Below are 26,220 nucleotides of genomic sequence, written 5' to 3'. Positions count from 1 at the left end.
ACGTGAGGCTCAACAACGCCTCCCGGCTGGCCGGCTTCGCCAGGCGCGCCGACCTCCCGTTCTTCCTGGAGAGCCTCTGCGGCGCGGAGTACCTCCACGAGCCCCTCCTCGCCCCGACCCGCGAGATGCTCGACGCCTACAGGCACGGGATCATGGAGTGGCCGGGGTACGAGCGGAGCTTCACGCGGCTCTTGCGGGAGCGCAGGGTCGAGGAGGCGCTGGACAGGGATCTCTTCGGGGTCCCGACCGTGCTGCTGTGCAGCGAGGCCGGGCCCGAACGCTGCCACCGGCGGCTCGTCCTCGAGTACCTGAACGAAGCCTGGGGGGATCTCCGGGCCGTCCACTTGTAGGGGTGAGATGCAGATCCTCGTAAACCACCTGACGCGGATGCAGCCAGGGTACGTCTGCGCGGCGGGCGTGGACGTCGACACGCTCGACCACGTCCGTCCGGTGCTCCGCTACGGCAGGCTCACGACCCGTCTCCTCAGGCCCAACGGCGGCCCGCTGGACATCGGCGCCGTCGTGGACCTCGGCCCCACGACCGACGCCGGCCGCCCCCCCGAGGTCGAAGACCGCCGCTTCGATCCGGCGCGGGCGACGTGGCTCTTCGACGACGGCCCCGACGACTACTGGGACTCGCTGGAGGAGGTAGCCCGGCAGAGCCTCGAGGAGATCTTCGGCCCCGACCTCGAGCTCTGGGACGAGAGCGGCACGGTCGACGTCGGAGGGGGAAGCGCCTCCCTCGGCTGCTTGAAGCCGGAGAGCCCGCCCTGGCTGTACGTCGACCACCGCGGCACGGTCCGGATGGTCCTGGATCACCTTACGCCCTCGGTCGACCTCGTGGTAAACGACCTCAGGCTCTACGAGAGCGACGGGATGACGCCCCGCCGGGACCTCGTCGCAAGCGTGCAAGGGCGCCTCGAGGCCGGCACCGAGGCGATACTCGGCGTCGGCCTGACGCGGCCCTGGCGCAAGCGGGGCGACACCGCCGAGAGGCACTGGCTGCAGGTCAACAACGTCCACCTCAGGGACGATCCGCTGTGGAGGCTGTGAGGAGCAGTGAAAGATGAGCGTGGGTAGACCTGGGGCCTGCCCTCATCCTCAAGGCTTCAACTCCTCCTCAAGAAAATGACGCACGTATAATCCGCGGTACGGAGACGAGAATGGAGCGTAGCAAGATGTCGGAACTTGCAAGAATTACCCGGAACCCCGAGGTCATGGGCGGCAAGCCCTGCGTACGCGGCACGAGGGTAACGGTCGGAACCATACTCGGGCTTCTAGCCGATGGACACGAGGAAAAAGAAATTTTAGAAGCTTACCCCTACCTCGAACTGGAAGACGTCCGTGCGGCGTTGAGCTACGCAGCACGGAGGCTCGAAGAGTTTGAGGTTGAGATCGTCCCTGCTTGAAGCTCCTTCTGGATATGAACCTCTCGCCCGTCTGGGTGAAGGCGCTCGAGGAACAAGGCTACGAAGCGATCCACTGGAGCCAGGTAGGGGATCCAGGGGCGCCAGACGCGGAACTTTTGGAGTGGGCGCTCGGGGAAGGGTACATTGTGTTCACCCACGATCTAGACTTTACGCGCCTGCTGGCTCTGACCGATGCCGAGGGCCCGAGCGTCGTACAGCTTCGTTCGCAATCGGTGCTGCCTGATGATGTCGGGCCCCTGCTCTTTGCCGCGCTCCGCCAGCATGGCGAGCTTCTAGAACAGGGAGCCTTGGTCGTGATAGACGCCGCGACTTCGAGGGCGCGCATACTACCTATAAAATAACGTTGTACAAGACGTAGAGAAAGGTGGTTCAGTTTTTGTTGTACCCAAACGGCCCTCTGGAGAGCAGCGCCTCCTTCCAGTAATTCTCCCTCTCGATGATTACCCGATCGTCGGTACGAGTTGGCCGATACTCCAAGAGTGATAGCCGAAAATTCTTCCTCGCGTACTCGATCCCTTCCTCGCGAATGAGCTTGGTCAACTCATCGTTCCAACCGTGCCCCGTGCCGATATAGCATCCCCACCTCGCCCATATGCCGAAGTCCCCATAAGCCGAGCCTACGTACTTTCTCCCGTTCCGCTTGTCGGCGATTACGTAGACGCCCTTGACGTTCTCAAGCGCCGCTTTCCAGTCAGGTCTGTTGGACCGAAACACTGTCTCTAGCAGGCCGAAATCGTGGTTGATATTTTCGTAACCAGGAAATCGTTCGCCGGAGTAGGGTTCACGTAAAAGCTCGGAGACGGCCATCCTTTCATACACGTTCTCCAGCTTTACAGATCGTTCCCTATACGGATGCTTGAAGTGCACTTTGAGACGCCCTACAAACCGCGCAGATGCTCGATCCAACTGCACCCTATAACTGTGCGAGTAGCTGTCCGGCGAACGAGAGACGACTTTGTATATTCCTCCGAACAACCAGATGTCGGATTCGAGGTAGAAGTCGATCAGCGAAAAGATGTACTGGCGGTTGAAGCGGTTCCTACCCGGACGCCACCTGTTCCATAATTCCCAATCGTTGCGATCTCGCACAAAGGCATCCAAAGGGTGATCCTCACCGTTCCAGTGCGCAAGATGCACTTTGTAATTCTGCGGATCGCGGATAGGTAGAACCGACTCCAGTTCGATCGGTGCCCCCACCTTCCCTAACTCACCTCGACCATGAACAGGGGCGGGACGTGCATATAGGTCGTGCTCGGGCTCGGGCCGACGATGTCCTTGGACATCTCCAGGGCCTCCGCGATGGTGTCGGCGCGCTTGAGGCCCATCCTGGCGGTGGTCATCGGGTCGCCGCCGACGAGGATGACGCCGCCGAGGTGGTCGAGGGCGTGCGCGGCCCAGTACAGGACGGTGAACGGGTGGACGCCGTGGTAGGCGTGGGAGTTGCGGTAGAGGGTCCTGTACCAGGGGTCCTCGGCGTAGCGCTTCTCGTATTTGTGCGCGATCTCCCGTATGTCGTTGGTCTGTGGGTAGACCTCGTTCCACAGGTCGATGTACGACGGGTGGTGAACCTCGTTGAAGTCGTTCGGCATCGGGTGCGTCCCGATGAGCACCCCGCCCTGGCGCACGAGCGGCTTCCCCTTGTAGAGGTTGAAGAGGTAGCCGAGCAGGATGTTGTAGACGAGCATCGGGTTCATGATCGAGTTGACGTTGTACGGCCCGACGAACGGGACGCCCATGAGCAAGACGTCCGCCTGCCCCTCCACGGGGACGAGTTGCTGATGGTAGACGTGCTTCAACGTCTCCTCGTGCACCGGGTCCGTCGAGCCGGCCTGGATGCTCGTCATCCGGTGCGGCGCCCTTATGCTGTGGAAGACCTTGCGCGCCGCCGGTAGCGGCATCGCCTGCGTCGCCTTGTGGTTTACGAGGAAGTTCGCCTTCGTCAGCGCGCCCCACTCGTGCTCCGGCTTCGCCATAAAGTCGAAGACGGGCGGGAAGGCCGAGTTGTTGAGGGTCGTCTCGATGTGGAAGACCTTCACGTGCTCGTCGAAGATCGCGCCCATCCGGTTGAACGAGCCGTGCATCGCGGAGTTTTTCGGGTCCATCAGGGACTTCGTGTTCGAGAGGGTGTCGGGGGTGTGGTTGTGGCGGATGGACGCGTAGGGCGAGAGGCCGGTGTGCACGGACTTGTGCCCGCCGTTCATCGCGACGTGGTTTATGTTCACGTAGACGAGGAGGTCGCTCTCCGCTACCCGGCGGCTCACGGTCACTTCCTCGCCCTGATCCGTCTCGCCTATCTGGACGTTCCCGTCCGGGTCTTCGGCGTCGTAGTTGTAGAGGCGGTCGGGGTAGTAGGCGCTCATGAGCCCCTTGCCGAGGGCGTGGCGGAGCTCCGCTTCGGTCATCCGCCGGTGCAGGCCGAGGGCGGCGATGATGTGTATGTCCTCCACGCCCCTCGCGCGGGCCTTTTCGACCACCTTTTCGATGATCATCTGGCGGATGTCCGGCGGCTGCATCGGCGGGATGGGCAGCGAGATGTCGTCGAAGCCTATGGTGAGCTTCATGCCGGGGAAGAGGAGGTCGTGGAGGGGCTCCATCTCCATCGGCTCCAGGAGCGCCCGTTCTATCGCGACGCCGGGTTCGGCGATGGGCTCGACGGGTCCTGGCGGGTAGATCACGCGCGTCCCCGCCGGCAGCTTCTCGTAGTGGAAGCCGTCGCCCGCGTTGAACATCATCGGCGGGCTGTCGTTCTCCAGAATCTTGATGGTACCGGGGCGTCTCATGATAGCTCCCTTCAGCGGCTCTGGGCGGATCTGCCCGTCAGCTTGTCTTCTTGCCCGGCGGTCGCCTTGCGCAGGCGGACCTCCAGCATCCTCTTCCACTCGGCGGAGAGCGCGGGCGTGGCGAGGAGGCGCTCCATCCCCGCGACGTCCCGCCCGTCGCCGTGCATCACCCGGTTCGCCTCGGCGACGGTGAAGCCGTGCTCCGCGCTCTCGACCGGGAGGATCTCGTCCCCCGCGCGAACCTCCCCCGGCTCGACGCACCGCAGGTAGAAGCCCGTGAGCCCGGTCTCCTTGACCCACAGCGCGAGCTTCCCCTCGCCGTGGCGGGCGCCGAGCTTGAAGCAGGGGATGCGCGGCTGGCTGACCTGCGCCAACGCGGTCCCCACCCGGTACACGTCCCCGATGCGAACCCTCGTCTCCGCGAGACCCTCCGTGGAGAGGTTCTCGCCGAACGCGCCGGGCTCCAGGCTCCGGCCGAGGCGCCTCTGCCAGTACGGCAGGTGCTCCGTGGCGTAGACGCACACGGCCTTGTCCGCGCCGCCGTGGTGCTCGGTGTCGGCCTGTCCGTCGCCCTCCAGCCCCGCCTCGCCGAACCGCAGGGCCCCGCGGACCGGGGACTTGAAGATGCCGCTCCGGACCTCGCCTCTGCCGTGCGCCAGGGGCCGTGGCAGGCCGACGTTCAGGGAGACGACGCGGGCGCTCACCGCTCTACTCCTTGCATCGTGCTAGCGGTGGTCAAAGACGACCTTTACGTGGCCCCGCCGGCCGGAGGCCCGGGCGGCGGCTATCGCCTCGCGGTACTCCCGCAGACGGAAACGCGGGCCGACGAGGGAGTCGAGCTTTATCTCGGGCGCCATGCGCAGCGCGAGCTCGAAGCTCTTGATGGGCTCCTCGCCGAGGCGCTCCTCGATCCCGTAGGCGTAGGCCCCGGTGAGCCTCACCTCCCCGTGCCACAGGGGGGTGAGGTCCAGTGAGCTTCTGGCCCCCGGCATCCCGACGAGCATAACCTCCCCGCTCGGGGCGCAGAGGCGCGTCGCGTCCTCGATGGTGCCGGGGGAGCCCACGCACTCGAAGACCCTCTCGGCCCCGCCGAGCACCACCGGTTTACCGAGCTCGGGTTTGTGCACCGTCGCCCCCAGGGCCTCCGGGAGCGCGCCGTAGACCTCCCCAGGGTGGAAGACCTCGTCCGCCCCGAGCCGCAGGGCCTCTCCTCTCTGACGCTCGTGCTTGGCGACGACGAGGATCCTGCCCGCCTCCGTGAGCCTACGCAGAGCCGCGACGGTGAACAGCCCGATGTTCCCGGCCCCGAGGACGACCACCGTCTCGTGGGCCCGGGGCTCGCGGCGAGCGCCGCGTGTGCCGCGCAGGCGAGGGGCTCTATCGCGACGGCGGCCTCGTCGGTGACGCCGTCGGGGACCGGGTGGAGCTGCGAGGGATGGGCGACGAGCGTCCCGGTCGACCAGCCCCGCCGGTGGAGCCGCAGAAGCCGGTCTGAATGCCAGGCGCGATGTCTCCCTCCGTCACCTTGATGCAGAGGGCGTAGCGGCCGTAGGCGCAGTAGGCGCAGGGCGGGTCTATGCCGCGCACCGTGCAGTTCAGCGCGGGCTCGACGACGACCCGCTCGCCGGCACGGAAGCCCCCGCTCTCCCCACCACCTCCCGAAGATCTCGTGCCCCATCACGAACGGGGGCGAGGTGAGGGGCGAGAAGTACGGCGAGCTCTCCGCCGAGAGCGTGCCGAGGTCGGAGCCGCAGATGCCGGAGAGTAGCGGCCGGACGCGCACCCACTCGGGGTCGGGAGCGCGGGCTCGGGGACGTTGACTAATTGGAGCGGCGAGATCGAGCTGGTGTCCAGGCCCTTGATGCGGGAGGCAGCGGCGCGCATGAGGAGGTAGCGCGGGACGCTCTTTCTGTACCGGAGGGCTAGCATGATCGGGGAGGCTTACCCCCGGCGCCAGCGCTTTATGGTCCAGCCGCGCTCCCTGGCGGCCTTCTCGAGCCGGCCGTCGGGGTTCACGACCACGGGGTTGCCGACGGCTTCCAGCATGGGAAGGTCGGAGATCGAGTCGGCGTAGGCGTAGGAGCGCGAGAGGTCGAGGCCGCGCTTGCGGGCGAACGAGGCGAGCATCCGGGCGCGCGCCTCCCCCGCGACCGGAGCCCCAGAGAGCTCGCCGGTGAACGCGCCGTCCTCCTCCTCCAGCTTCGCCGAGAGGACGTCGTCGGCGAGGTCCTTGAAGGGTTCGAGCACGAAGTCCAGGGCCCCCGAGAGCAGGACGATGCGGTGCCCGGCCCTTCTATGCTCCCGGAGCTCCTCGACGGCGCCGGGGAAGAGGCGGTCCAGGGTGTACCCGGCGAAGCTCTCCTTGCCCAGGGCGCGGGCTCGGGCCGGCTTCCAGCCCTTGTAGCTCTTGTAGAAGGCGCGGTTGAAGTGGGTGCGGCTGATCTTGTCCAGCGCCCAGTAGTACGGCACCTTCCCGAGGATGGAGGCGGCGAAGAGGGGCCGCTTTATGGGCGGGAGGTCCCGCATCTTCATCCAGGCGTAGTAGGAGACGACGTTGGACTTGACGAGCGTGCCGTCGACGTCGAAGATCGCCGCGACCTCGCCCGGCTTCTCCTCGCGGCCCTTGCCGCGCTTCTTTCGCCCGGGCTTCCGGGTGATGGCGGGCAGGTGCGTCTCCTGAAGCCACTCCCTCCAGTCGACCTCGGCGATGTCGAACGGGAAGGCCTCGCGGTCCCCTTCGGGGAGGGACTTGTACAGCTCGTACACGCGCCTCGCGGAGAACGTGCTCTTCATGTCCCCGTAGTCGCCGTAGATGCGGCTGAAGTAGTAGCTCATCCGGGCGCGCTTGTCGGCCCTGGCGATCCTGCCGCGAAGGTCCGTCTTCGCGTGCCCCTCGGGCATCCGCGAGACGAGCGCGCCCGCGACCTTGAGGCCCGTGAGCTCCGCCTTCAGGAGCCCCTCGACGCGCTTGCGCCCGGGGAAGCTCCACTCCGGCACGGGGACAGGCCGCCCGCCCGAGTCCCTGAGCGGGTTCTTCAGAAAGAACTCCCGGACGTTCTCGTAGAAATCGCGGTAGCGGATGGGGTTTCGCTCCCCGGAGGCGACCTGGTAGACCTCGGGCTCCTCGGGGCGCCGGACGGCGGCGGCGATGACGGCGTTCACGACGTGGTCCACGGGGACGATGTCCACGATGCTCTTCGGGTCGCCGGGGAACTCGCGCAGGATGCCGCGGGCGAAGGCCATGATGATGGGGTCGGCCATGCGGGAGCCCTGGATCCAACCGGGGTAAGGCTCCCTCAAGGAGCTCTCGATGATCGCGGGCCTGAGGATCACGAGCGGCAGGTCCCCCCGCTCCTCCAGGACCCGCCGCTCGGCGAGCGACTTGGTGAACGTGTAGACGTCCTGCCACCCGAGCTCCCGCGCCCGCTCGTTGCCGCGCTCGACGAGCCGCTCGCGGACCCACGCGCGCCTGAGCGTCTCGACCCTCTCGGCCACCTCGTCGGGCTCGCCGACCATCCCGAGCTCGCGCCGCGCCTCCTCGTCGAAACGCCTCACGAGGCCCTTCTCCCCTGAGGCCTCCTCGACCTCGCGCACGATCGCGTCGAGGCGCGAGACCTCCCCCTTCGGGTCGAGCTTCTTCCCGTTCGGCGTCCCCTCGCCCGGCGGCTCCTCGAGGATGAGGCCGGGCTTCGTCCCCGCCACGTAAGAGGTCGAGACGTGCATGAAGAGCGGCCTCTTCTCCCAGGAGCGGGCGAGGGTCAGGAGGCCTAGGGTGCCGCGCACGTTCGAGTCCACCGCGGCGTCGAGCGGGGCGTCGAAGACGACGGAGGCGGCGGAGTGGATCACGACGTCCACCTCCCGCGAGAGCTCGGCGAGGTCTTCCGGCCCGAGCCCCAGGTCCTCGGAGTGCACGTCGCCCTCCAGCACGCGGACCTTCTCGGCGGCGTGGTCCGCGAACCCCTCCCCGAGCTCGTCGCGCAAAGCCTTGAAGGCGGCGGAGCCCAGGACGTCCTTCTCGAACCTCTCCCTCGCCCCTGGGTGCGGGAGGGGCGCACGATCAGGTACAGGCGGCCCAGGGACGGCAGGCTCCTCAGCATCTTCTCGACGAGCGCGGTCCCCAAGAAGCCGGTCCCCCCGTCAGGAGGACGGACTTCCCCGGTAAGCCTCAGCGAGCGCGGACATTGTTCCCCCCAGCCTTCTCCCCGATCTTGCGCTCCGTCCCGTTGAGGAGGGCGCGCGCGTTCTCCCTGTGGCGGTACAGGACGAGCGCCCCGCCGACGACCGTGTACAGGACGTACGGCCACGGCTGCCCCGTCAGCAGGAAGACGATCGGGCTCAGTACCATCACGGCGATGGCGCCCAGGGAGGTGTACCTCCCTATAAACACCACGATCCACCAGAACGCGAAGAGCGCCAGGCCCACGACCGGGGCGAGCGCGATCGAGGTTCCCGCCCCCGTCGCGACCCCCTTGCCCCCCTTGAAGCCCAGAAAGACGGGCCAGCAGTGCCCGACCACCGCCGCGAGCGCCACGGCCGCCACGATCCACTCGTTCGTCGTCAGGGCGCGTGCCAGGAGCACGGGGACGAAGCCCTTGAGCATGTCCCCGACCATCGTGATGACGGCCGCTCCCTTGCCCGCGGTCCTCAGGACGTTCGCCATCCCGATGTTGCCGCTCCCGGAGCGCCGGACGTCCACCCCGTAGGCACGCCCCGCTATGAGCCCCGTCGGCACGGAGCCCAGCAGATAGCCGCCCAGAAGGAGGAGAACGCTCAGCATGGCGGCAAGTATAGCTTACGGGTAAGGGGCGGTCTGCCGTCTGGCGGCCGGGGGCTCGGAGAGCCGAGAACGGCCCCCGCGGGACGGGGAACCGGGGCCGGGAGACCGCCGCGCCCCTCCCCGGCGGCGCGAAAGGGCGGGCCCTCGCCGGGACCGCGGGTGCGCGAACGCGGCCGATTCTTGACGGCTCGCGTGCGCCCGCTACACTGGTGCAAACGGGGTGGACCCCGCTTTCAAGCGGCAGGGGCGCTCAGGCCTCTGCTTCCGTTCGTGTTCAGTAACAGACAGGAGATGGAAGAGATGTTCGTTGTGGTGCGTTCCTCCAACGGCTCCCGGGGGGCGGTGGAGGCGGTGCGGGGCCAGGCCGAGAAGGCGGGCCTCGGGACCAGCGTCTTCGAGGGCGAGGGGCGCTCCGTCGTCGGTCTGGAGGGCGAGGTTCCGATCGAGCTTCGGGCCATCCTGGAGACCATCCCCGGCGTGGAAGACGTGGTCGGCGGCGAGGCCGAGGCGGCCGAAGCGAAGACCCGCGACCTCAGGGTCAAGAGCATCCGGCCCCTGGAGCCGCCCGCGATCCTGCTGGAGCAGCTCCCGCTCTCCCGCAGGGCGGCGGCGACCGTGCGGCGGGCCCGCGAGGAGGTCGTGCGCGTCCTCAATGGCGAGGACGACCGCCTGATCGTGGTGGTCGGGCCCTGCTCCGTCCACGACCCCCAGGCGGCCCTGGATTATGCCCGGCGCCTCCTGGAGGTCGCCGAGGAGCTCCGGGAAGACCTCCTGATCCTCATGCGCGTCTACTTCGAGAAGCCTCGGACGACCGTCGGCTGGAAGGGGCTCATCAACGACCCCCACCTCGACGGCAGCTTCGACATCAACGCCGGGCTCCGCGCGGCGCGCGGGCTCCTGCTCGAGATCGCCGAGCTCGGGCTGCCCGCGGGCTGCGAGGTCCTGGACCCGATCTCCCCGCAGTTCTTCTCCGACGTCATCGCGTGGAGCGCGATCGGGGCGCGCACGACCGAGAGCCAGGTCCACCGCGACCTGGCCTCCGGCCTCTCGATGCCGGTCGGCTTCAAGAACGGGACCGACGGGAACATCCAGATCGCCATCGACGCCCTGCGCGCCGCCGACTACCCGCACCACTTCCTCGGCGTCACCGAGCAGGGGCTCGCCGCCATCGTCAACGCCCGCGGCAACGAAGACTGCCACGTGATCCTGCGCGGCGGCAAGCAGACCGGCACGAACTTCGACGCCGAGAGCGTCCGGGACACCCTCGCCGCCCTCCGCAAGGTCGGCCTCCCCGAGCGCGTCATGATCGACACGAGCCACGGCAACAGCTTGAAGGACTACCGCCGCCAGCCCGCCGTCGCCTCCGACATAGCCTCGCAGGTCGCCGGGGGCCAGAGGGGCATCGTCGGCGTCCTCATGGAGAGCTTCCTCGAAGACGGGGCCCAGGACCTGACCGAGGGCGGCACCGACCTCGTCTACGGCCAGAGCGTCACCGATGCGTGCATGGGCTGGGGGATGACCGTCCCCGTCCTCCGGGAGCTCGCGGAGGCGGTCAGGGCGCGCCGAGACCGCTAGGAGCGGGGGCTTTCTCTCAGGCGCGGGGACATCAGAAGCCACACCCTCCGCGGTCCCTCCGGGATGCTGTACGGCCCGGCGTAGCCCTCTCCTAGAGCCACATTCCGCGGCTCCGGGCGACCTCCAGGGCGCGGACCATCGCCCCGGCCTTGTTGCGGGTCTCCTCGTACTCCAGTGACGGCACCGAGTCGGCGACGACCCCGCCGCCGGCCTGGAAATAGGCGCGGCCGTCCTTCAGGAGCGCGGTGCGCAGCGTTATGCAGGTGTCGAGGCGGCCGTCGACGCCGTAGTAGCCGGTCGCGCCCGCGTAGGGGCCGCGGCGGGTGGGTTCGAGCTCGTCGATGATCTCCATCGCCCGGACCTTCGGCGCCCCCGAGACCGTCCCCGCCGGGAACGCCGCCGCCAGGGCGTCGAGCGCGTTGAGGCCCTCCCTCAGGTCGCCCTCCACCGTCGAGACGATGTGCATGACGTGGGAGTAGCGCTCGATCCCCATGAAGTCTTCGAGGCTCACGCTCCCTATCTCCGCGACCCTCCCGAGGTCGTTGCGCCCGAGGTCCACGAGCATGACGTGCTCGGCCCGCTCCTTGACGTCCGCGAGTAGCTCCTCCGCGAGCGCCGCGTCCTCCTCGGCCGTCGCCCCGCGCGGGCGCGTCCCCGCGATCGGACGCGTCATCACGCGTCGCCCCTCGACCCGGACCAGGGGCTCGGGCGACGCCCCGACGAGCGCCATCTCCCCCATCTTCAGGTACGTCATGTACGGCGACGGGTTGACCGTCCTCAGGCCCCGGTACAGGAGGAACGGGTCGAGGTCCCCGACCTCGGCGAAGAAGCGCTGGCTCGGCACCACCTGGAAGGCGTCCCCCGCCCGGATGTACTCCTTCGCCCGCTCCACGGACTCCTCGTAACGGGCGCGGGTGAAGTTCGACTGGATCTCCATCGCCCCCCCGCTCCCCTCCGGCAGGGGACGGCGGAGCATCGGGGCCGCGAGCCTCTCCGCGACGCGGGCGATGTCGTCGGCGGCCCTGCGGTAGGCGGCGGCGAAGCCCTCGCCCTCCACGTCGCGAAGGTTGGCGGCGTCGACGAGGGAGATCACGAGCACCTTGTGCCTCAGGTGGTCGAAGACGATCAGAGTGTCCGTGACCGCGAAGTAAGCCTCGGGTACCTCCAGGTCGTCCGGCGGCGCGCCGGGGAGCTTCTCGAGGTAGCGCACGGCGTCATAGGAGAAGTACCCGACCGCCCCGCCGACAAAGGCCGGCAGGTTCGGCAGGGGCGCGACGCTCTTCTTCCCGACGATCTCGGCGAGCCCCCGGAACGGGTCCTTGGCCGGCACCTCGCGCACCCCGTCGGAGTCGACGACGGTGTAGACGCCGTCGCGGTACGAGAGCGTCCGCTTCGGGCCGAAGCCCAGAAACGAGTACCGCCCGAACCGCTCCGCCTCCTCGGCGCTCTCCAGCAGAAAGACGTGCGACTCGTCCGAGAACTTGAGCGCGGCGGAGATCGGCGTCTCCAGATCCCCTATAAACTCCGCGTACAGCGGCACGACGTCGTACCCCCGGGCGAGGCGCCGGGCCTCCGGAAGGCTCGGGGTGAGCCCTCTACCTGTGCCGTTCATCGAGGATCCTCGCGACCTCTTCCGTCGGGACGCCACGCTCCTCCAGGAGCACCAGCAGGTGGTAGAGGAGGTCGGCCGTCTCCTCGGCGACCCTGTCGTCCTGCAGCGCCGCCACCACGACCTCGACCGCCTCCTCCCCGACCTTCTGGCCGATGTACCCGCCCCACGCCCGAACAGCTTCGCCGTGTAGGAGCCCTCGGGCATCTCCCGTGGCGCTCCTTTATCGTGCCGGCGAGCCTCGTCAGCGTGCGCCCGAGGTGTGGTTCTTCCCGGACCGAGGATCCCCCATCTGAGAGCGTGGTGAAGAAGCAGGTCTGCTCTCCGGTGTGGCAGGCGGGGCCCGCGGGGTCGACCCTGTAGAGCAGGGCGTCGCCGTCGCAGTCGAGCCGGACCTCGACCACTCTTTGCGTGTTCCCGCTCGTCTCGCCCTTGCGCCAGAGCTCTCGACGAGAGCGGGAGTAGTAGTGGGCCTCGCCGGTCCCAAGGGTCTTCTCGACGGCCTCCCGGTTCGCGTAGGCGAGGGTCAGGACCTCGTTCGTGGTCGAGTCCTGCGCCACGACGGGGACGAGCCCGTTCGCGTCGTAGCGGACCTCCGTCGGGGCGTTCTCGCGGGCGCTCATCGGACGGGGATCCCGGCTTCTGCGAGCCTCGCCTTGGTGTCGGCGATGGTCCACTCGTTGAAGTGGAAGATGCTCGCGGCGAGGACGGCGGAGGCGCCTGCTCGCACGGCGGCTACCATGTGGTCCGGGTGTCCCGCCCCGCCGGAGGCGATGATCGGGAGCCCCGTCCTGCCCGCGACCTCGCTTATGAGGTCGAGGTCGTAGCCCACCTCGGTCCCGTCGGCGTCCATGCTGTTCAACACGTACTCCCCCGCCCCCCGTCTCTCGCCCTCCACGCACCACTCTACGGCGTCTATCCCCGTGTTCACGCGCCCCCGTTCAGGTAGACCTCCCAGCCGGGCCGGCCGTCTCCTTTGCGCTTCACGTCCACGCTGAGGACGACGCACTGGCTCCCGAACCGCTCCGCGCCCGCGTCGACGAGGTCCGGCGTCCTCACGGCGGCGCTGTTCACGGAGACCTTGTCGGCCCCGGCCCGCAGCATCGCGCGCATGTCGTCCGCCGTCCTCACCCCGCCGCCGATGGTGTACGGGATAAAGACCTCCTCCGCGGTCGCCCTCGCGAGCCTTGCTGCGGTCTCGCGCCCCTCGTGGGAGGCGGTGATGTCGTAGAAGACCAGCTCGTCGGCCCCCTCGCGGTCGTAGAGGGCCGCGAGCTCCACGGGGTCGCCCGCGTCGCGCAGGTCCTTGAACTTCGTCCCCTTGACGACCCTGCCGGCGTTCACGTCGAGGCAGGGGATGATGCGGACTTTCAGGCCCAAACCCTACCCTCCTTCCCTAGGCGTAGGGCACCATCGATGCGCGGCACTCCTCGGCGATGCGGTGCTGCAACCCTTCCGGCGCGGGCAGCAGGACGGAGCCCTCGTGCCCGGTGCCGACCACGATGGAGCCGTCCCGGCCCTTCCAGTGCCGGTGCACGGTGTACGCGGCGAGCGTCCCCTCCACGAGCGCGGCCAGCCGGTCCAGCTCCGCGTGCGAGAGCTCGGCGGTGATGTCGAGCTTGGAGAGGTCCACGTTCTCCGGGGCGTTCAGGTCCGCCGAGAGGTTCCCGGTCCTCAAGCGCAGCCCCGGCGTGTTCCACAGCGCGTCCACGGCCCCCTTGAGCGCGGCGGCGCGCGCCTCCTTGTTCCCCTTGCGCAGCTTCGGCTCCGGCAGCTCGCGGAGGGCCGCCGCGAGGTCCTCGTCGGCGCTCCTCTCCCCCTCCCGCGCGTCGTCGCCGCGCTCGAAGAGCAGGACCTTCAAGGTCGCCGCCGAGTCGACCTCGGTGACGACGCTCTGGCCCCGGGCGCGCTTGAACGGGTAGTCGGTGTACTCGATCCCGACCCCCTCGAGCGCCGCCAGAAGCTCCTCGGCGAACGGGGCCCCGCCGAACATCTTGCGGCTCGCCGAGTACGCCGGCAGCGCCACCTTCGAGAGGATGCGCTCGATCCTGCGCGTCCCCCGCTCGTTCGGGACGGAGAGCGGCGCATCCACCCCGACCACGACCCCCCGCCGTCCCTCGGCGTAGCCTTCGGCCGCCGCCGCGAGCTCCGCAGCACCCTGCGCGAAGGAGTTGGCGACGATGCTGCCGCGCTCGTCCAGGACCACGAGGCACGACTCGCGCGTCCCCGCCTCGCCCGGCCGCCAGGCCAAAGAGCATCCTACAAACCTCAAACCCGAACCCCCTTGGCCCCGGAGGCGCCCTCGGCGACGACCGCCGCGACCTCCTCGCAGACCTCGCGGCAGACCGCCGCGTCCTCGTGCTCCACCATAACCCGCACCACGGGCTCCGTCCCGCTCGGCCTGAGCAGGATGCGTCCCTCCGAGCCGAGCCTCCGCTCCGCGCGGACAACGGCCTCCTTCGCGGCGCCGCTCCCGGCCACCTCCGGGGCCGAACCCTCGACCCGGACGTTGATCAGGCTCTGCGGGTACCGCTCCATGACCCGCGCGAGCTCCGAGAGGGGCTTGCCGCTCCTCGCCATCACGTCCAGCAGGGCCAGCGCCGTTACCAGCCCGTCGCCGGTCGTCGCGTACTCCGAGAGGATCACGTGCCCCGACTGCTCGCCGCCGAGGGAGGCCCCGCTCCTCCTCATGGCCTCGGCCACGTGCCGGTCGCCGACGGGCGTGACCTCGTAGGGTATCCCGAGGCCGTCCATCGCCTTGAAGAAGCCCAGGTTGCTCATGACCGTGACCACGACCCCGCCCTTCAGGGCCCCGCGCTCGTGGAGGTCGCGGGCGAGGATCGCGAGTATGCGGTCCCCGTCGACCACGCCGCCCGTCTCGTCGACGGCGAGGACCCGGTCGGCGTCCCCGTCGAAGGCGAAGGCAACGTCGTTGCCGCGCGCGTCCAGCCCCTCGACGTGCGTGGAGCCCACGCCCTCGTTGATGTTCGTCCCGTCGGGCTCGTTCCCCACCACCGAGAGCTTCGCCCCGACCCCGGAGAACGCGAGCGGGGCGACCTCGTACGCCGCCCCGTGCGCGCAATCGAGCAGCACCCTCGTCCCCTCGGCGCTCGGGCGCAGCATCCCGAGGACGTGCTCCGCGTACAGCGCGACCGCCTCCTCGACGGGCTCCGCCGCGCCCACGTCGCCGCCGGTCGGCCGGGGAGCCTCCTCGCCGGTGAGCCGCTCCAGCTCCGCCTCGACGTCCGTCGGGAGCTTGCGGCCCTCCCCGGAGAAGAACTTGATGCCGTTGTCCGGGTAGGGGTTGTGCGAGGCGCTCACTACGGCGCCCGCGCTCGCCCCCAGCTTGGCCGCGAGGGCGGCGACGCCGGGGGTGGGCAGCACGCCGAGCTCCAGAACGGAGGCGCCGCCGCTCGCGGCCCCGGCGGCGAGGGCGTCGGAGAGCATCCCGCCGGAGAGGCGCGTGTCGCGCCCGACGAGGATGGGGCCGCCGAAGAGGCGCGCCCCGCGAGCCCGAGGCGCAGGGCCATCTCGGGGGTCAGGCCCTCGTTTGCGACCCCGCGCACCCCGTCGGTACCGAACTTGATCCTCTGCAAAAAACCTCCCGAACGCCGGGCGGCCCCCCGTGCCGCCGCGAGCGCGTTGCGCTCGCGACGCGGGGGGGCCCGCCGGAGACCTCGTCTCTCCTCTGCCTTCTAGCGCTTGGAGAACTGCGGGCGCTTGCGGGCCTTCTTCAGGCCGTACTTCTTGCGCTCCACGGCGCGGGAGTCGCGGGTAAGCAGCCCCGCGCTCTTCAGCTCGCCGCGCGCCTCCTGGGACTCCTCGGAGAGGGCGCGCGCGATCCCGTGGCGCACCGCGTCCGCCTGCCCCGTCGGGCCGCCGCCCTCGACCTTCACGACCACGTCGTAGTTGCCCGCGACCTCGAGGACCCTCAAGGGGGAGGTCACGATCACCTGGTAGGTGTTGCGCGGGAAGTACTCCTTGTAATCCCGGCCGTTCACCGTGATCTTGCCGTCGCCCGGCAGGAGCCTCACGCGAGCCACGCTCGTCTTGCGCCTGCCCGTGCCGCTGTACAACGTCTGAGTTGCCGCCATTCTTTACCTCACCTCGTAGGGCTGCGGGTTCTGAGCCTGGTGCGGATGCTCGGACCCTGCGTAGATCTTCAACTTCTTGAACTGCGCCCGCCCGAGCCGCGTCTTCGGCATCATGCCCCAGACGGCCTTGCGCAGGATCTCGGTCGGCTTGCGCTCCATCATGACCTCGTAGCTCGTCTCCTTGAGGCCGCCCGGGCGCCCGGAGTGCCGCCAGTAGACCTTCTGCTCGGCCTTCCTGCCCGTGACGACCACCCTCTCGGCGTTCACCACGACCACGAAGTCGCCCGTGTCTACGTGCGGCGTGTACTGCGGCTTGTTCTTGCCGCGCAGGACGCGCGCGATCTCCGAGGCGAGACGCCCCAGCGTCTTCCCCTCGGCGTCGACGAGATGCCAATTGCGCTCGACCGACTGGGGCCGCGCCATGTAACTTTTCATCTTCCTCCGCGAACTTGATACCGGTATCAACTGCTCAATAGCAAACGCGACAAATAGTAGCATACGCAGGCCTCCCCGGCAGGACGGGACCCGCGGAGGAGGCCTGGGCAACGGGCCAGGGGCGGGCGAGAAGACCCGTTGGCTGCCGGTCGGGGCTCAGTCCTCGCGCGACCTCCCGGAGGTATCCTCCACGTCGACCTCCTCCTTGCGCAGGTCGACCTCGAACACCTCTTCCTCCTCGACGACCCTCCTCCTTATCCTCAGCTCCTCCCTGATCACGGGGCGCTTCTTGACTACGAGCTCCTCCTCGATCACGGGCACGGCCATGTCGACCTCCTCGAACCGTTCCCCCACGACCCTGGCCGATTCCGAAACCGGCGATGGCCGCGCCGGCGGCACCTCCGGGGGCTCTGACACCTCCTCGGCCGCGACCTCCGGGGGCGGGGGTAGGTTCTCCCCTGGTACGCTCGGAGGGGGAGGGAGCTCCTGGGCGGGGGGAACCTCGGGGGCCGGCGTCAGATCCTCTTTCGGCACCGGAGGGGGCGGCGAGAGCTCCTGCTTCGGCACGGGCTCCGGGGCCGTTCCCAGGTCCGCGGCGGGAGGGACGGGAGGCGGGGGCAGCTTCTGGGGCGGTACCTCGGGGGCCGGAGGGATGGTCTCCTCCGGCACGCTCGGAGCCCGGGACAGGTTCTCCTCCGGTACCTGCGGAGCCGGAGGCAGGTTCTCCTCCGAAGTCTCGGGAGCCGGGGATAGGTCTTGCTTGCCCACCTGCGGGGCCGGACGCATCTCTTGCGTCCCTACCTCGGGCGGCGGAGGTAGTTCCTCCTCAGGGACCTTCGGCGGCGGTTGGAGGCGCTCTTTCGGCGCTTGCGGGGCCGGAGGCAACGCCGGTTCCGCCGCGTCTCGGGCGGCTTCGCCCTCACCCGCACGCTCGGAGGCATCGTTCGGCCTGTTCTTCTCGTTCTCGTCCATAGATTCTTCCTCCTACCTCGAGGCCGTGTGCCGGAGGGTGGCCTGGCGCGAGCCAAGGTGCTCGTAGCGACTCCTCCTACCCCACCCCCCGTAGCTAGAAACGGAACGGCCGCACCCTCGGAACCTCCGGGAACGTGGCCGCCGATCTCGCCCGCGCCGGCCGCGGCAGGACGCACGTCCCCAACCGATCGTGCTCGTCGAGCCCCGCGAGATGAAGCTACTCTGGAGGGAGACGACGACGCTATCTAAAAAACTGCGGGGAGAATCGGCGCAGGACGCATCGCTCGACTTCCCCTTACTCGCCCCAGGTCTTGCGCAGGACGCGGACCCAGTTCTCGTGGGCGAGCTTCCGGAGGGCCCCGTCGTCGTAGCCCCGGTCCCCCAGCGCCGACAGGAGCTTCGGCAGGCCCGACACGTCGCCTATCTCCTGCGAGATCAAAACCCCGTCGAAGTCGGAGCCGAAGCCGACCCCGTCGATCCCGACTCGCTCGACGAGGTGGTCGATCTGCCGGACCATCACGTCCAGAGGAGTGCTCGCATCCCGGGCCGCGTCCTCGCGGAGGAAGTTGACCGCGAAGTTGAGGCCGACCATCCCGTCGGAGGCGGCTATGGCGTCGAGCTGCGGGTCCGTGAGGTTCCGGGAGGAGGGACAGAGGGCGTAGGCGTTGGAGTGGCTCGCGACGAGCGGGGCATCCGTGAGAGCCGCCACGTCCCAGAAGCCTCGCTCGTTCAGGTGAGAAAGGTCGATCATGATGCGCAGGTCATTGCAGGCGCGAACAAGCTCCCTGCCGGCTTCGGTCAGCCCCGGCCCCGTATCCGGCGAGCGCCGAAAATGCACGGCGACGCCCTCGGCGAAGGCGTTCGGCCGCCCCCAGACGAGGCCCAGCGAGCGCAGCCCCGCCCGGTAGAGCACGTGCAGCGCGTCGAGGTCGGTGTCGATCGCGTCGGCGCCCTCGAAGTGGAGCACCGCCGGCATTACTCCCTCGTCCAGGCACCGCCGCAGCTCGGCGGCGGTGCGGACGACCCGGAACTTCCCGTCCGAGCGATCCTCGATCCCGAACAGCATGGCGGTGGCGGCCATCGAGCGGCGCAACGCGTACGCGGCATCGAGCGCGGGTGGGAGCGATCCCGGAGTACGCCCGGGCGCTGGCGTCTGCTCCCTGGGCGAGGGGATCCAGACGGCGAAGAAGCCGCCCCCGAAGCCCCCCTCTCGTGCCCGGGGCAGGTCCAGGTGCCCACGGTCGCCGCGCTCGAAGAACGCGCCGGGGCCGCCCCCATCCGGCCCACCGAGCCTTAGCAGTACGTCGTTGTGGCCGTCGAACACGACCGGAAACGCATCCCGACCCATACGAGCATCTCCCTCTCTGACGACACGCCCTCATGTAATTGAACAGCTACGAAGCCGATGGCTCAGTACTGTAATGCAAGTCGCCTCCCGGTTCGGAGGCCGCCCCGGGCCTTCTCTCCGGATCCGGAGGACGAAAGGGACGGCGCGTCGCCGGCCCCCGGGAATCTTCGGAGTTTACAGGCTCCAGATCCTCGGCCTTGCGGCGAGCACCGCCAGGGTGACGGCAATACATCCGGCCCCCATGGCCGCGCCGGCCCACAGGGCGCCCGCCCATTCGGCGACGGCGCCGATCAGGATCGCCCCCAGCGGCATCAGCCCCCTATCCATCAGCGCGATGCTCATTATCCGGCCGCGGAGTCGATCCGGGACCCGTGTCTGGAGGGTGACGCGGCTCATCGTGCGGTACGTCGAGCTGGCGAGCCCCACCAGGAAGATCGTGACCGCCGCCACGACGAAACTCTGCGAGATCATAAACAGGAGAAGGAACAGGCCGAGGCCGATGGTCGAGCACACCAGCCATCTTCCCGCCCCTTCCGTCTCGCCTCCCAGGGACAGCCACGCCGATCCCATGAGGGCGCCCGCCGCGGCGACCGAGAGCAGGATGCCGAGCCCCTCCGGTCCGAGCCTCAAAAGCTTCTCCGCGAACAGCGGCATCATGGCGGTGTAGGGGAACGCGAACACCATGGGCACCACGGCCAGGATCAGGAGTGACTGGACGGACGGGCTGTTCTTCACGTAAGCAGCCGCCTCCCGGATATCCGCTCCTACCGTAGTGGTACCGACATCCCTCTTGGATTCCGGGCGAACGACAGACAGCGAGAGCAACACGGCCGCGATGCTGCACGCGCTGATCCAGAACACGCCCGAGACCTCCATCACGGCCAGCAAGACCCCGGCGATCGCCGGTCCCGCGATGCGAGCAACGTTCCGCACGGCGCCGTCGACCGCGACCGCGCTGGCTACCTGACGCTCCGGCACCAGGTTCGGGATCAGGGAGTTGCGAACCGGCGTAACCACGGCCATCATGACCGAGCGTAGCGTCACCACGGCGGCCAACAACCAGAACGGGCTCCCCGCCGCCAGCAAGTACCCGACCCAGAACGTCGACAGCATGGTACCGGCCTGCATCAGGATCAGTAGCTTTCGCCGGTCGGTTCGATCCGCAAGTACCCCGGCCGGGACGCTGAGCAGGAAAACGGGGACCAGCCGACAGGCGTTGATCAAGCCCAGGTACACCGCGGAGCCGGTGAACTCGAGCACCGCCCAGTTTAAAGCGACCAGGGTCATCCACTCGCCCGTCTGGCTTACCAGGGTCCCGGCCGCGAAGATCGCGAAAGACCGGGAGCGCAGGGCGAAGCGCGCCTGAGATGAACGCACCGCTACTCGTGCCCTAGAATCTGAGCTCGTCCAGAGGATCGGGGACCCTCGACCAACGTAGCAGAATCGCGCCGCTCACCGTCGTACCTTTCTCGCCGCTCGTGCCGCCTGGTCCGGTGCTTCCGGAGACGCGGGCTCCGGCGTACTCCCGGCGGACGCACGGTGGTCTCCGCCGCCAGGCCCACCGTACTACCGATGGTCCATTCACCAGGAGACGATCGCGCCGGCGTCGCTCGCCACAGAGACGAGAGTCGAGCCCCGGGCATCGCAACTATACCTGTTCCTTGCATCACTTTACGCATTATCTTTAATTGTGTGTCATCATACAAAACAGGAGGAGCCGGAGGACAGGCGTTCTGGGAAGGAGAAGGTTTTGCCGGACTACGACGTGGCGGTCATTGGTAGCGGTTTCGCAGGCTCGGCGGCGACGTTGAGCTTCCTGGAGACGACGGAAAGGGCCGGCCGGGTTGGCAGCGTGGCGTTGATCGAGGCGGGAAAGAAGGGCGTATGGCCGGGGGCTTCGCGCTGGACGACGCCCTTTCTGCGGCTCAAACACGACAACACGCTCTCGCGCGACCGGGTTGGACGGGTGGGGCAGGAGGACCGTCCGGTCCCGTCGGACCTCGACTACTGGCGCAGGCTCGAGGACGAGGTGCCAGACACGGTCGGGTTCATGCAGGACCACGGCGTCAAGCTGGTCCATCGCGACGAGGAGAACGCCGCCCTGGATTTCGAGGGGCAGCACTACGCCTACCCGGTGGGTGGCGGCAAGGAGATCCTCGACAACTACTTGATCCGCATCGCGAAGTATCGGACCGCCGACGTATTCTACGGGCGCGAGGCGATCGAGCTGACCCTCGACGGCGAGGGGCGGGTCAACGGCATCGTCGTGCGCGAGCCCGACGGTCAGCAGCGCGCCATCACGGCCGATACGGTCGTCCTGGCCTGCGGCGGCTTCGAGGGGAACCCGGAGATGCTCACGCGGCATCTCGGCCAGGACGCGGCCGACCTTCCGATCATCTCCCCCGGCGTAAAGTACAACCGAGGCTCCGGCATCCGCATGGCGACGGAGATCGGGGCAGGCACGGCCGGGCAGTTCGACATGGTCCACGCCGAGCTCGTCGACGCGCGGGCGAGAAAGGTCCACGCGGTCATCTGGGGCCAGAACTACGGGATCGTGGTCAACGAGAGCTGCGACCGCTTCCACGACGAGGGCGAGGACTACCTCTTCGCCTCCACCGAGCTGATCGCCTACGACACCTGGCGTCACCAGAACCAGAAGTCGTACTTCATCACCGACAAGACCGTGATGGAGCGCTTCGAGGGTAGTTGGGTCTACGAGACCACCGACAAGCCACCGGAACGGTCCGACACGATCGCCGGTCTGGCCGAGAAGCTCGGCCTCGACCCGACGAAGCTCGAGGCTACCGTCAGCGAGTTCAACGCGGCCTGCGGCCCCGGCGACTGGGACCCGGTCGAGATGGACGGCAAAAAGACCTCGGGGATCACGCCGCCCAAATCGAACTGGGCGAACCCGATCGTCGAAGCGCCGTTCTCGGGGTTCCCGATGACGGCACACCTCAAGTTCACCTTCGGCGGGCTGAAGGTCGACGCGGACGGGCGCGTGCTGGACACGAACGAGGCCCCGATCCCCGGCCTCTACGCAGCCGGTGAGATCACGGGGCATTTCTACCACAAGCACCCCCCGGCAACGTCGGTGTTGCGTTCGAACACCTTCGGACGCATCGTCGGCGCGAAGATCGCCGAATCGCTCCCGGAGACGGCGGCGGCGCCCGGATAGGACCCGTTCTGCCCACCGCTCCTGCGCCGGGGCGACCGCCCGAACTTCCGGGGCGTGGACCGCCGCGTCGACATCGGAACTCCCCGGTGGCCCCGGACTACTAAACTGGAGCGTACTTCCGGTCTGTGCGGGCACGCATCGCTTCGGCGGCCCGCCGATCCGAGAGTCCTTCCGCGTCTTGCATGGCTCGTACCGCCGCCAACCTCCACGGCGCGAGCCTGGCGGGTCTTGCGCGTACGTCGAACGACCGCTCGAATCCCTCCTCGTCACGCGCTCTACTCAAGTCGTTCCTTCCGGGGGGCTACCACCCTAGCGAAGGGAGCGGTGTCCTCGGGGACCGGTCGTTTGCGGATGCATAGAGACGACTTCGTTCCCCCGGGGGCCGAGCCTCTGGGCAATCCTCCGCCATGTGCAGCGTCGCCGCCGACGGATGAACCGGCAAGCATTCATTCGGCTTACAAGATACAAATATGACATTGACCACAGATACGTTTGTATGGTACCTTCGGGGCCGTTGGGAAGAAACTAGTTGGGGAACTAGTTGGGGAAACCCAGGGAGGAGGGCGAGCCGATGGCGACCACCAAGCCGATGGCGACCACCAGAATACCGGTTTAACCCCCGTTATGTTTCTTTATTCCTTACTAAGGGTTGGGGAACCCAGGGAAGGAGGTCAAGCCGATGACTACCGCCAAAAGAGAAGAGCAGGTGCTCTCCGAGGTAGTAAGCGAGCTTGGGCTGGACAAGCAAAACAGGGCGACGATAGGTCGACTGCTCACCCACGGAGGCGGCCTCGCGCACGCCGAGGAGGGGTCCGACGGCCGCATGCGCGCCACGATCCGCATCCCGGAAGACGAGTTGATCTACGAGCCCTCGATCCTCGTCATGCCTCATGGGGGCGAGATCGATATCGAGCTCCTCAACGACGACACGAACACCCACTGCGCGCTCTTGCCGAGCAACGGCGACTACGTGTGGCAGTGGCTGCCGAACCATTCGCGAGGAACCGTCACCCTCGACCTCGACGGCCCGGGCTACTACTGGTACAGCTCCAACGTAGGCAACGACGAGGGGAAGGGCTTGTTCGGGGCCATCGTCGTGCTGGGGGACGTACCCGCCGAAGCGCGCCTCGACCGCCCGGCCCAGCCACGAGTCTAGAAAGGGGAAAGGGTTGACGCAGGAATACATAGACGCGCCGCCGGCAATCAAGCTGGGGACCTCGACCGCCCAGGTCGGGACCGCGCCGCCGGTAGCCAAGGACGTCACGTACGAGCGCATCCTCAATGCCCGCGAGGGGGAGCCGCAGAACTGGATCTCCTACTACGGCAACTACGACGGGCAGCGGTACAGCTTGCTGGACCAGATCAACACGGAGAACGTCAAGCGCCTCTCTCCGGCGTGGGTCTTCCAGTTCGGCTCGCAGGGCCTCCACGCAGGTCCTTCGACGTATGCGTTCGAGGCTACCCCGCTCGTCGTGGACGGGGTTATGTACGTCTCGGGCTGGGACGGCTGGGTCTGGGCCGTCGACGCCAAGACGGGGAAGCAGCTGTGGCAGTACAAGCATGCGATCCCGTTCGACGTCTCGCTCTGCTGCGGCAACGTGAACCGCGGGGTCGCCGTGGCGGAGGGCAAGGTCTTCGTCGCCACCCTGAACGCCCACGTCGTCGCGCTCGACGCCGAGACCGGCGAGGCGCTCTGGGATACGGTGCACGGTGACGTGCGGGCCGGCGAGAGCGCCACGGTCGCTCCCCTCGTCGTGAAGGACATGGTCATCGTGGGGAGCTCCGGCGGGGAGTTCGGGTCGCGCGGCCACCTCGACGCCTACAACATCAACACCGGAGAGCGCGTCTGGCGCTGCTACATGATCCCGAAGCCCGGCGAGCCGGGGTCCGAGACCTGGCCGGCCGACGGCGAGGCCTGGCAGCGGGGCGGCGGAAACTGCTGGGTCACGGGCACCTTCGACCCGGAGCTGAACATGCTGTTCTGGGGGACCGGCAACCCGGCGCCCGACTTCGACGGGGAAGTCCGCGAGGGCGACAACCTCTTCACCGACAGCGTCGTCGCCGTGGACGTCGACAACGGCACGATCCAGTGGCACTATCAGTTCACCCCGCACGACCTGTGGGACTACGATTCCAACATGGAGAGCATCCTCTTCGAGCAGGACGGGCGCAAGCTCCTGGCCCACTTCGACAAGAACGGGTACTTCTTCGTCCTGGACCGCACGAACGGCGAGCTCGTCCGCGTAACGCCCTTCGTCGACCGCATCACGTGGGGCGAGATCGACGCCAACGGCAACGTAACGCCGAAGATCTACCCCGAGAAAGAGGGGGAGAACGTCCACTTCTACCCGGGGCCGGCGGGCGCCAAGGAGTGGACGCACGCGGCCTACAGCCCGAGGACGGATCTCTTCTACGTCCCGGTGCAAGATACCGGCTCGACGGTCGCGCGGCGGCGCAGGGAGTTCAAGGAGGGCATCCCTTACTGGGGGGCGGCCGTCACCGTGGACTCCGAGGACATGCGGGGGTCCGTAACCGCCTTCAGCGCCTCCACGAGCGAGGAGGTCTGGAGGTGGGAGAACGAGATCCCGATGTGCGCGTCGGTGCTCGCCACCGCCGGGGACCTCGTCTTCGCCGGCGAGCCCTCGGGTGAGTTCAACGCGTTAGATGCGCGTACCGGGGAGCTCTTGTGGTCGTTCCAATGCGGGTCCGGCCACCACAGCAGCCCGGTGACCTACAGCATCGACGGGAGGCAGTACGTAGCCGTGCCCGTCGGCTGGGGCAGCTGGGTCGAGGGGTTCCTGCCCGGGATGATCGGGGGGCCCCACGGAGCCGGCCTCTTCGTTTTCGCTCTGCCGGAGGAATAAGCACGAGTTTTCCTACGCTGGGTGGCGCACGCCACCCAGCGTGCCACGATGGGTCGAACGTCAGAGTCCAGTGAGAGGAGGTGATAGCCATGGAGGTAATAGCCATGGAGTGGGAAACCCCCGAGTTCGAGGAGATCGGGACCAGCGCTGAGGTGACTGCGTACGTCTTCTCGGAGTAGACCGACTGGGCGCCGGGCCGAACGGTCCGGCGCCCTTACTATTTGCGTCTTGCCGTGGGGAGATAAGACGGATGGAGGATGGGTGTGTGGGTGCGCGTGCTCGGAGCGGCGGCGGGGGGAGGGTTTCCGCAGTGGAACTGCTCCTGCCCTCAGTGTCGTGCCGCGCGCGACGGCTCGCGGCCCTGCCGTCCGCGCACCCAGTCGTCGGTCGCGGTGAGCGCCGACTACCGGCGGTGGTTTCTGCTCAACGCCTCGCCCGACATCCGCGCCCAGATCGAGTCCTTCCCGGCCTTGCACCCGCGGGGAGTGAGGGATTCTCCGGTGCAGGCCATGCTGCTCACCGACGCGGAGTTGGATCACACTCTAGGGCTGCTCTTGCTGCGAGAAGCTGGCGACGTCGAGGTACACGCCACCGCGGCAGTCCACGAGACCCTCTGCGGGGGCACGTCGGTGCTCCGGATTCTCGGCGCCTACGCTCGCGTCGAGTGGCGGCCGGTCGCCACGGGGGTAGAGGTGCCGCTGGCGGATGGTCTTTCCTACCAGGCCTTCCACGTCCCCACGGACAAGCAGGCGCGTTTCGGGACCGGGGAGGGGGAAGAGAGCGTGGTGGGGTACCGGATCACGGACGGGCGCACCGGCCGGGCCCTGGTGTACGTACCGGGCGCGCAAAGGTTGACGGCATCGGTGCGCGATCAGCTGGAAGGCTGTTCATGCCTGCTCTTCGACGGGACCTGCTGGCAAGACGACGAGCTGATCCGGCTCGGCATCGCCGGCAAGACGTCGCGCGACATGGGACACCTGCCGATCAGCGGCGCCGACGGTAGCTTGAAGCAGTTGGCCCCGCTCCCCATCGAGCGCAAGATCTACATCCACATCAACAACACCAACCCCATCCTGCTCGAGGACGCGCCCGAGCGGCGCATCGTCGAGGAGCATGGGATGGAAGTGGCCGCGGACGGTCTAGAACTGGAGATCTGAA

The 26,220-nt window shown here is 68.1% G+C and carries 25 protein-coding genes and 2 pseudogenes; 11 read left to right on the top strand and 16 right to left on the bottom strand.

Annotation, left to right across the window (positions count from 1 at the left end; translation table 11 throughout):
• Positions 1–2: 2 nt before the first annotated feature.
• From GBA65_RS06105 to GBA65_RS06090, 4 genes are all read left to right on the top strand, one after another.
• Positions 3–350 carry a DUF488 domain-containing protein gene (locus GBA65_RS06105; RefSeq protein WP_207956396.1) on the top strand — a complete coding sequence of 116 codons (348 nt, stop codon included), beginning with the start codon at positions 3–5 and terminating at the stop codon, positions 348–350.
• Positions 351–357: 7 nt separating this feature from the next.
• Complete coding sequence (locus GBA65_RS06100) at positions 358–1,053, top strand: hypothetical protein (protein ID WP_166395803.1); 696 nt, start codon at positions 358–360, stop codon at positions 1,051–1,053.
• Positions 1,054–1,178: 125 nt separating this feature from the next.
• Positions 1,179–1,409, top strand: coding sequence for a DUF433 domain-containing protein (locus tag GBA65_RS06095; RefSeq protein WP_166398375.1), 231 nt, complete (start codon positions 1,179–1,181; stop codon positions 1,407–1,409).
• Positions 1,406–1,771, top strand: coding sequence for a DUF5615 family PIN-like protein (locus GBA65_RS06090; protein ID WP_166395802.1), 366 nt, complete (start codon positions 1,406–1,408; stop codon positions 1,769–1,771). Before GBA65_RS06095 ends, GBA65_RS06090 begins: the two co-directional genes overlap by 4 nt.
• 28 nt (positions 1,772–1,799) lie before the next feature.
• Here the strand turns inward: GBA65_RS06090 and GBA65_RS06085 are convergent, their stop codons facing one another.
• From GBA65_RS06085 to GBA65_RS06070, 4 genes are all read right to left on the bottom strand, one after another.
• The gene (locus GBA65_RS06085; protein ID WP_207956190.1) at positions 1,800–2,531 is read right to left on the bottom strand and encodes a GIY-YIG nuclease family protein; all 732 of its coding nucleotides are present in this window, start codon (positions 2,529–2,531) and stop codon (positions 1,800–1,802) included.
• Between the two features lie 101 nt (positions 2,532–2,632).
• Complete coding sequence (locus GBA65_RS06080) at positions 2,633–4,210, bottom strand: lactate racemase domain-containing protein (protein ID WP_207956189.1); 1,578 nt, start codon at positions 4,208–4,210, stop codon at positions 2,633–2,635.
• A gap of 11 nt (positions 4,211–4,221) precedes the next feature.
• Positions 4,222–4,914 (bottom strand): MOSC domain-containing protein, encoded by a 693-nt coding sequence (locus tag GBA65_RS06075; protein WP_166395800.1) that lies wholly within the window; start codon positions 4,912–4,914, stop codon positions 4,222–4,224.
• Positions 4,915–4,935: 21 nt separating this feature from the next.
• Positions 4,936–5,529: a zinc-binding dehydrogenase gene (locus tag GBA65_RS06070; protein WP_166395799.1), complete on the bottom strand. Its 594-nt coding sequence runs from the start codon at positions 5,527–5,529 to the stop codon at positions 4,936–4,938.
• 35 nt (positions 5,530–5,564) lie between these two features.
• On the opposite strand from GBA65_RS06070, the gene GBA65_RS24075 reads away from it, so the two are divergent.
• Positions 5,565–5,705 (top strand): hypothetical protein, encoded by a 141-nt coding sequence (locus GBA65_RS24075; protein WP_228281709.1) that lies wholly within the window; start codon positions 5,565–5,567, stop codon positions 5,703–5,705.
• Between the two features lie 446 nt (positions 5,706–6,151).
• Here the strand turns inward: GBA65_RS24075 and GBA65_RS26195 are convergent, their stop codons facing one another.
• Both GBA65_RS26195 and plsY read right to left on the bottom strand, forming a co-directional pair.
• Entirely contained in the window at positions 6,152–8,191 is a 2,040-nt protein-coding gene (locus tag GBA65_RS26195; protein WP_407691047.1) for an HAD-IB family hydrolase, read from the bottom strand.
• Between the two features lie 184 nt (positions 8,192–8,375).
• Positions 8,376–8,987, bottom strand: coding sequence for a glycerol-3-phosphate 1-O-acyltransferase PlsY (plsY, locus tag GBA65_RS06045; RefSeq protein ID WP_166395796.1), 612 nt, complete (start codon positions 8,985–8,987; stop codon positions 8,376–8,378).
• A gap of 300 nt (positions 8,988–9,287) precedes the next feature.
• Here plsY and GBA65_RS06040 point away from each other — a divergent pair, with 300 nt between their 5' ends.
• Positions 9,288–10,562 carry a 3-deoxy-7-phosphoheptulonate synthase gene (locus tag GBA65_RS06040; protein ID WP_166395795.1) on the top strand — a complete coding sequence of 425 codons (1,275 nt, stop codon included), beginning with the start codon at positions 9,288–9,290 and terminating at the stop codon, positions 10,560–10,562.
• Positions 10,563–10,653: 91 nt separating this feature from the next.
• Here the strand turns inward: GBA65_RS06040 and trpE are convergent, their stop codons facing one another.
• The 10 genes and pseudogenes from trpE to GBA65_RS05990 form a co-directional block, all read right to left on the bottom strand.
• Positions 10,654–12,174: an anthranilate synthase component I gene (trpE, locus tag GBA65_RS06035; protein WP_166395794.1), complete on the bottom strand. Its 1,521-nt coding sequence runs from the start codon at positions 12,172–12,174 to the stop codon at positions 10,654–10,656.
• Positions 12,158–12,794: pseudogene (gene hisIE, locus GBA65_RS26190) on the bottom strand (bifunctional phosphoribosyl-AMP cyclohydrolase/phosphoribosyl-ATP diphosphatase HisIE). Before hisIE ends, trpE begins: the two are co-directional and overlap by 17 nt.
• Positions 12,791–13,551, bottom strand: a pseudogene (gene hisF, locus GBA65_RS06025) (imidazole glycerol phosphate synthase subunit HisF). The pseudogenes hisIE and hisF overlap by 4 nt, the downstream one beginning before the upstream one ends.
• A 16-nt stretch (positions 13,552–13,567) precedes the next feature.
• Positions 13,568–14,422: a DUF429 domain-containing protein gene (locus GBA65_RS06020; protein ID WP_166395793.1), complete on the bottom strand. Its 855-nt coding sequence runs from the start codon at positions 14,420–14,422 to the stop codon at positions 13,568–13,570.
• Between the two features lie 17 nt (positions 14,423–14,439).
• Positions 14,440–15,618, bottom strand: a complete 1,179-nt coding sequence (glmM, locus tag GBA65_RS06015) for a phosphoglucosamine mutase (protein WP_207956187.1) — start codon at positions 15,616–15,618, stop codon at positions 14,440–14,442.
• A gap of 248 nt (positions 15,619–15,866) precedes the next feature.
• Positions 15,867–16,265 (bottom strand): 30S ribosomal protein S9, encoded by a 399-nt coding sequence (gene rpsI, locus GBA65_RS06010; protein ID WP_166395792.1) that lies wholly within the window; start codon positions 16,263–16,265, stop codon positions 15,867–15,869.
• Between the two features lie 3 nt (positions 16,266–16,268).
• On the bottom strand, positions 16,269–16,700 hold the full coding sequence (gene rplM, locus GBA65_RS06005; RefSeq protein WP_166395791.1) for a 50S ribosomal protein L13: 432 nt from the start codon (positions 16,698–16,700) through the stop codon (positions 16,269–16,271).
• 156 nt (positions 16,701–16,856) lie between these two features.
• Positions 16,857–17,117, bottom strand: coding sequence for a DUF2382 domain-containing protein (locus GBA65_RS06000; protein ID WP_166395790.1), 261 nt, complete (start codon positions 17,115–17,117; stop codon positions 16,857–16,859).
• A gap of 850 nt (positions 17,118–17,967) precedes the next feature.
• Positions 17,968–19,020: a dipeptidase gene (locus tag GBA65_RS05995; protein ID WP_166395789.1), complete on the bottom strand. Its 1,053-nt coding sequence runs from the start codon at positions 19,018–19,020 to the stop codon at positions 17,968–17,970.
• Between the two features lie 174 nt (positions 19,021–19,194).
• Positions 19,195–20,397, bottom strand: a complete 1,203-nt coding sequence (locus GBA65_RS05990; protein ID WP_166395788.1) for an MFS transporter — start codon at positions 20,395–20,397, stop codon at positions 19,195–19,197.
• A gap of 373 nt (positions 20,398–20,770) precedes the next feature.
• Between GBA65_RS05990 and GBA65_RS05985 the strand changes: the two genes are divergently transcribed.
• From GBA65_RS05985 to pqqB, 5 genes are all read left to right on the top strand, one after another.
• A complete protein-coding gene (locus GBA65_RS05985) occupies positions 20,771–22,198 on the top strand; it encodes an FAD-binding protein (RefSeq protein WP_166395787.1) in 1,428 nt (475 codons plus the stop codon).
• 679 nt (positions 22,199–22,877) lie between these two features.
• Positions 22,878–23,354 carry an MSMEG_3727 family PQQ-associated protein gene (locus tag GBA65_RS05980; RefSeq protein WP_166395786.1) on the top strand — a complete coding sequence of 159 codons (477 nt, stop codon included), beginning with the start codon at positions 22,878–22,880 and terminating at the stop codon, positions 23,352–23,354.
• A gap of 13 nt (positions 23,355–23,367) precedes the next feature.
• Positions 23,368–25,062: a PQQ-dependent dehydrogenase, methanol/ethanol family gene (locus tag GBA65_RS05975; RefSeq protein WP_166395785.1), complete on the top strand. Its 1,695-nt coding sequence runs from the start codon at positions 23,368–23,370 to the stop codon at positions 25,060–25,062.
• A gap of 89 nt (positions 25,063–25,151) precedes the next feature.
• Positions 25,152–25,241 (top strand): pyrroloquinoline quinone precursor peptide PqqA, encoded by a 90-nt coding sequence (gene pqqA, locus GBA65_RS05970; RefSeq protein ID WP_166395784.1) that lies wholly within the window; start codon positions 25,152–25,154, stop codon positions 25,239–25,241.
• A gap of 84 nt (positions 25,242–25,325) precedes the next feature.
• Complete coding sequence (gene pqqB, locus GBA65_RS05965) at positions 25,326–26,219, top strand: pyrroloquinoline quinone biosynthesis protein PqqB (RefSeq protein WP_166398371.1); 894 nt, start codon at positions 25,326–25,328, stop codon at positions 26,217–26,219.
• The last annotated feature ends 1 nt before the right edge of the window (position 26,220 follow it).

The sequence above is a fragment of the Rubrobacter marinus genome, assembly GCF_011492965.1.
Taxonomy (GTDB): Bacteria; Actinomycetota; Rubrobacteria; order Rubrobacterales; family Rubrobacteraceae; genus Rubrobacter_F; species Rubrobacter_F marinus.
This window is presented reverse-complemented; position numbering and strand designations above follow the sequence as displayed.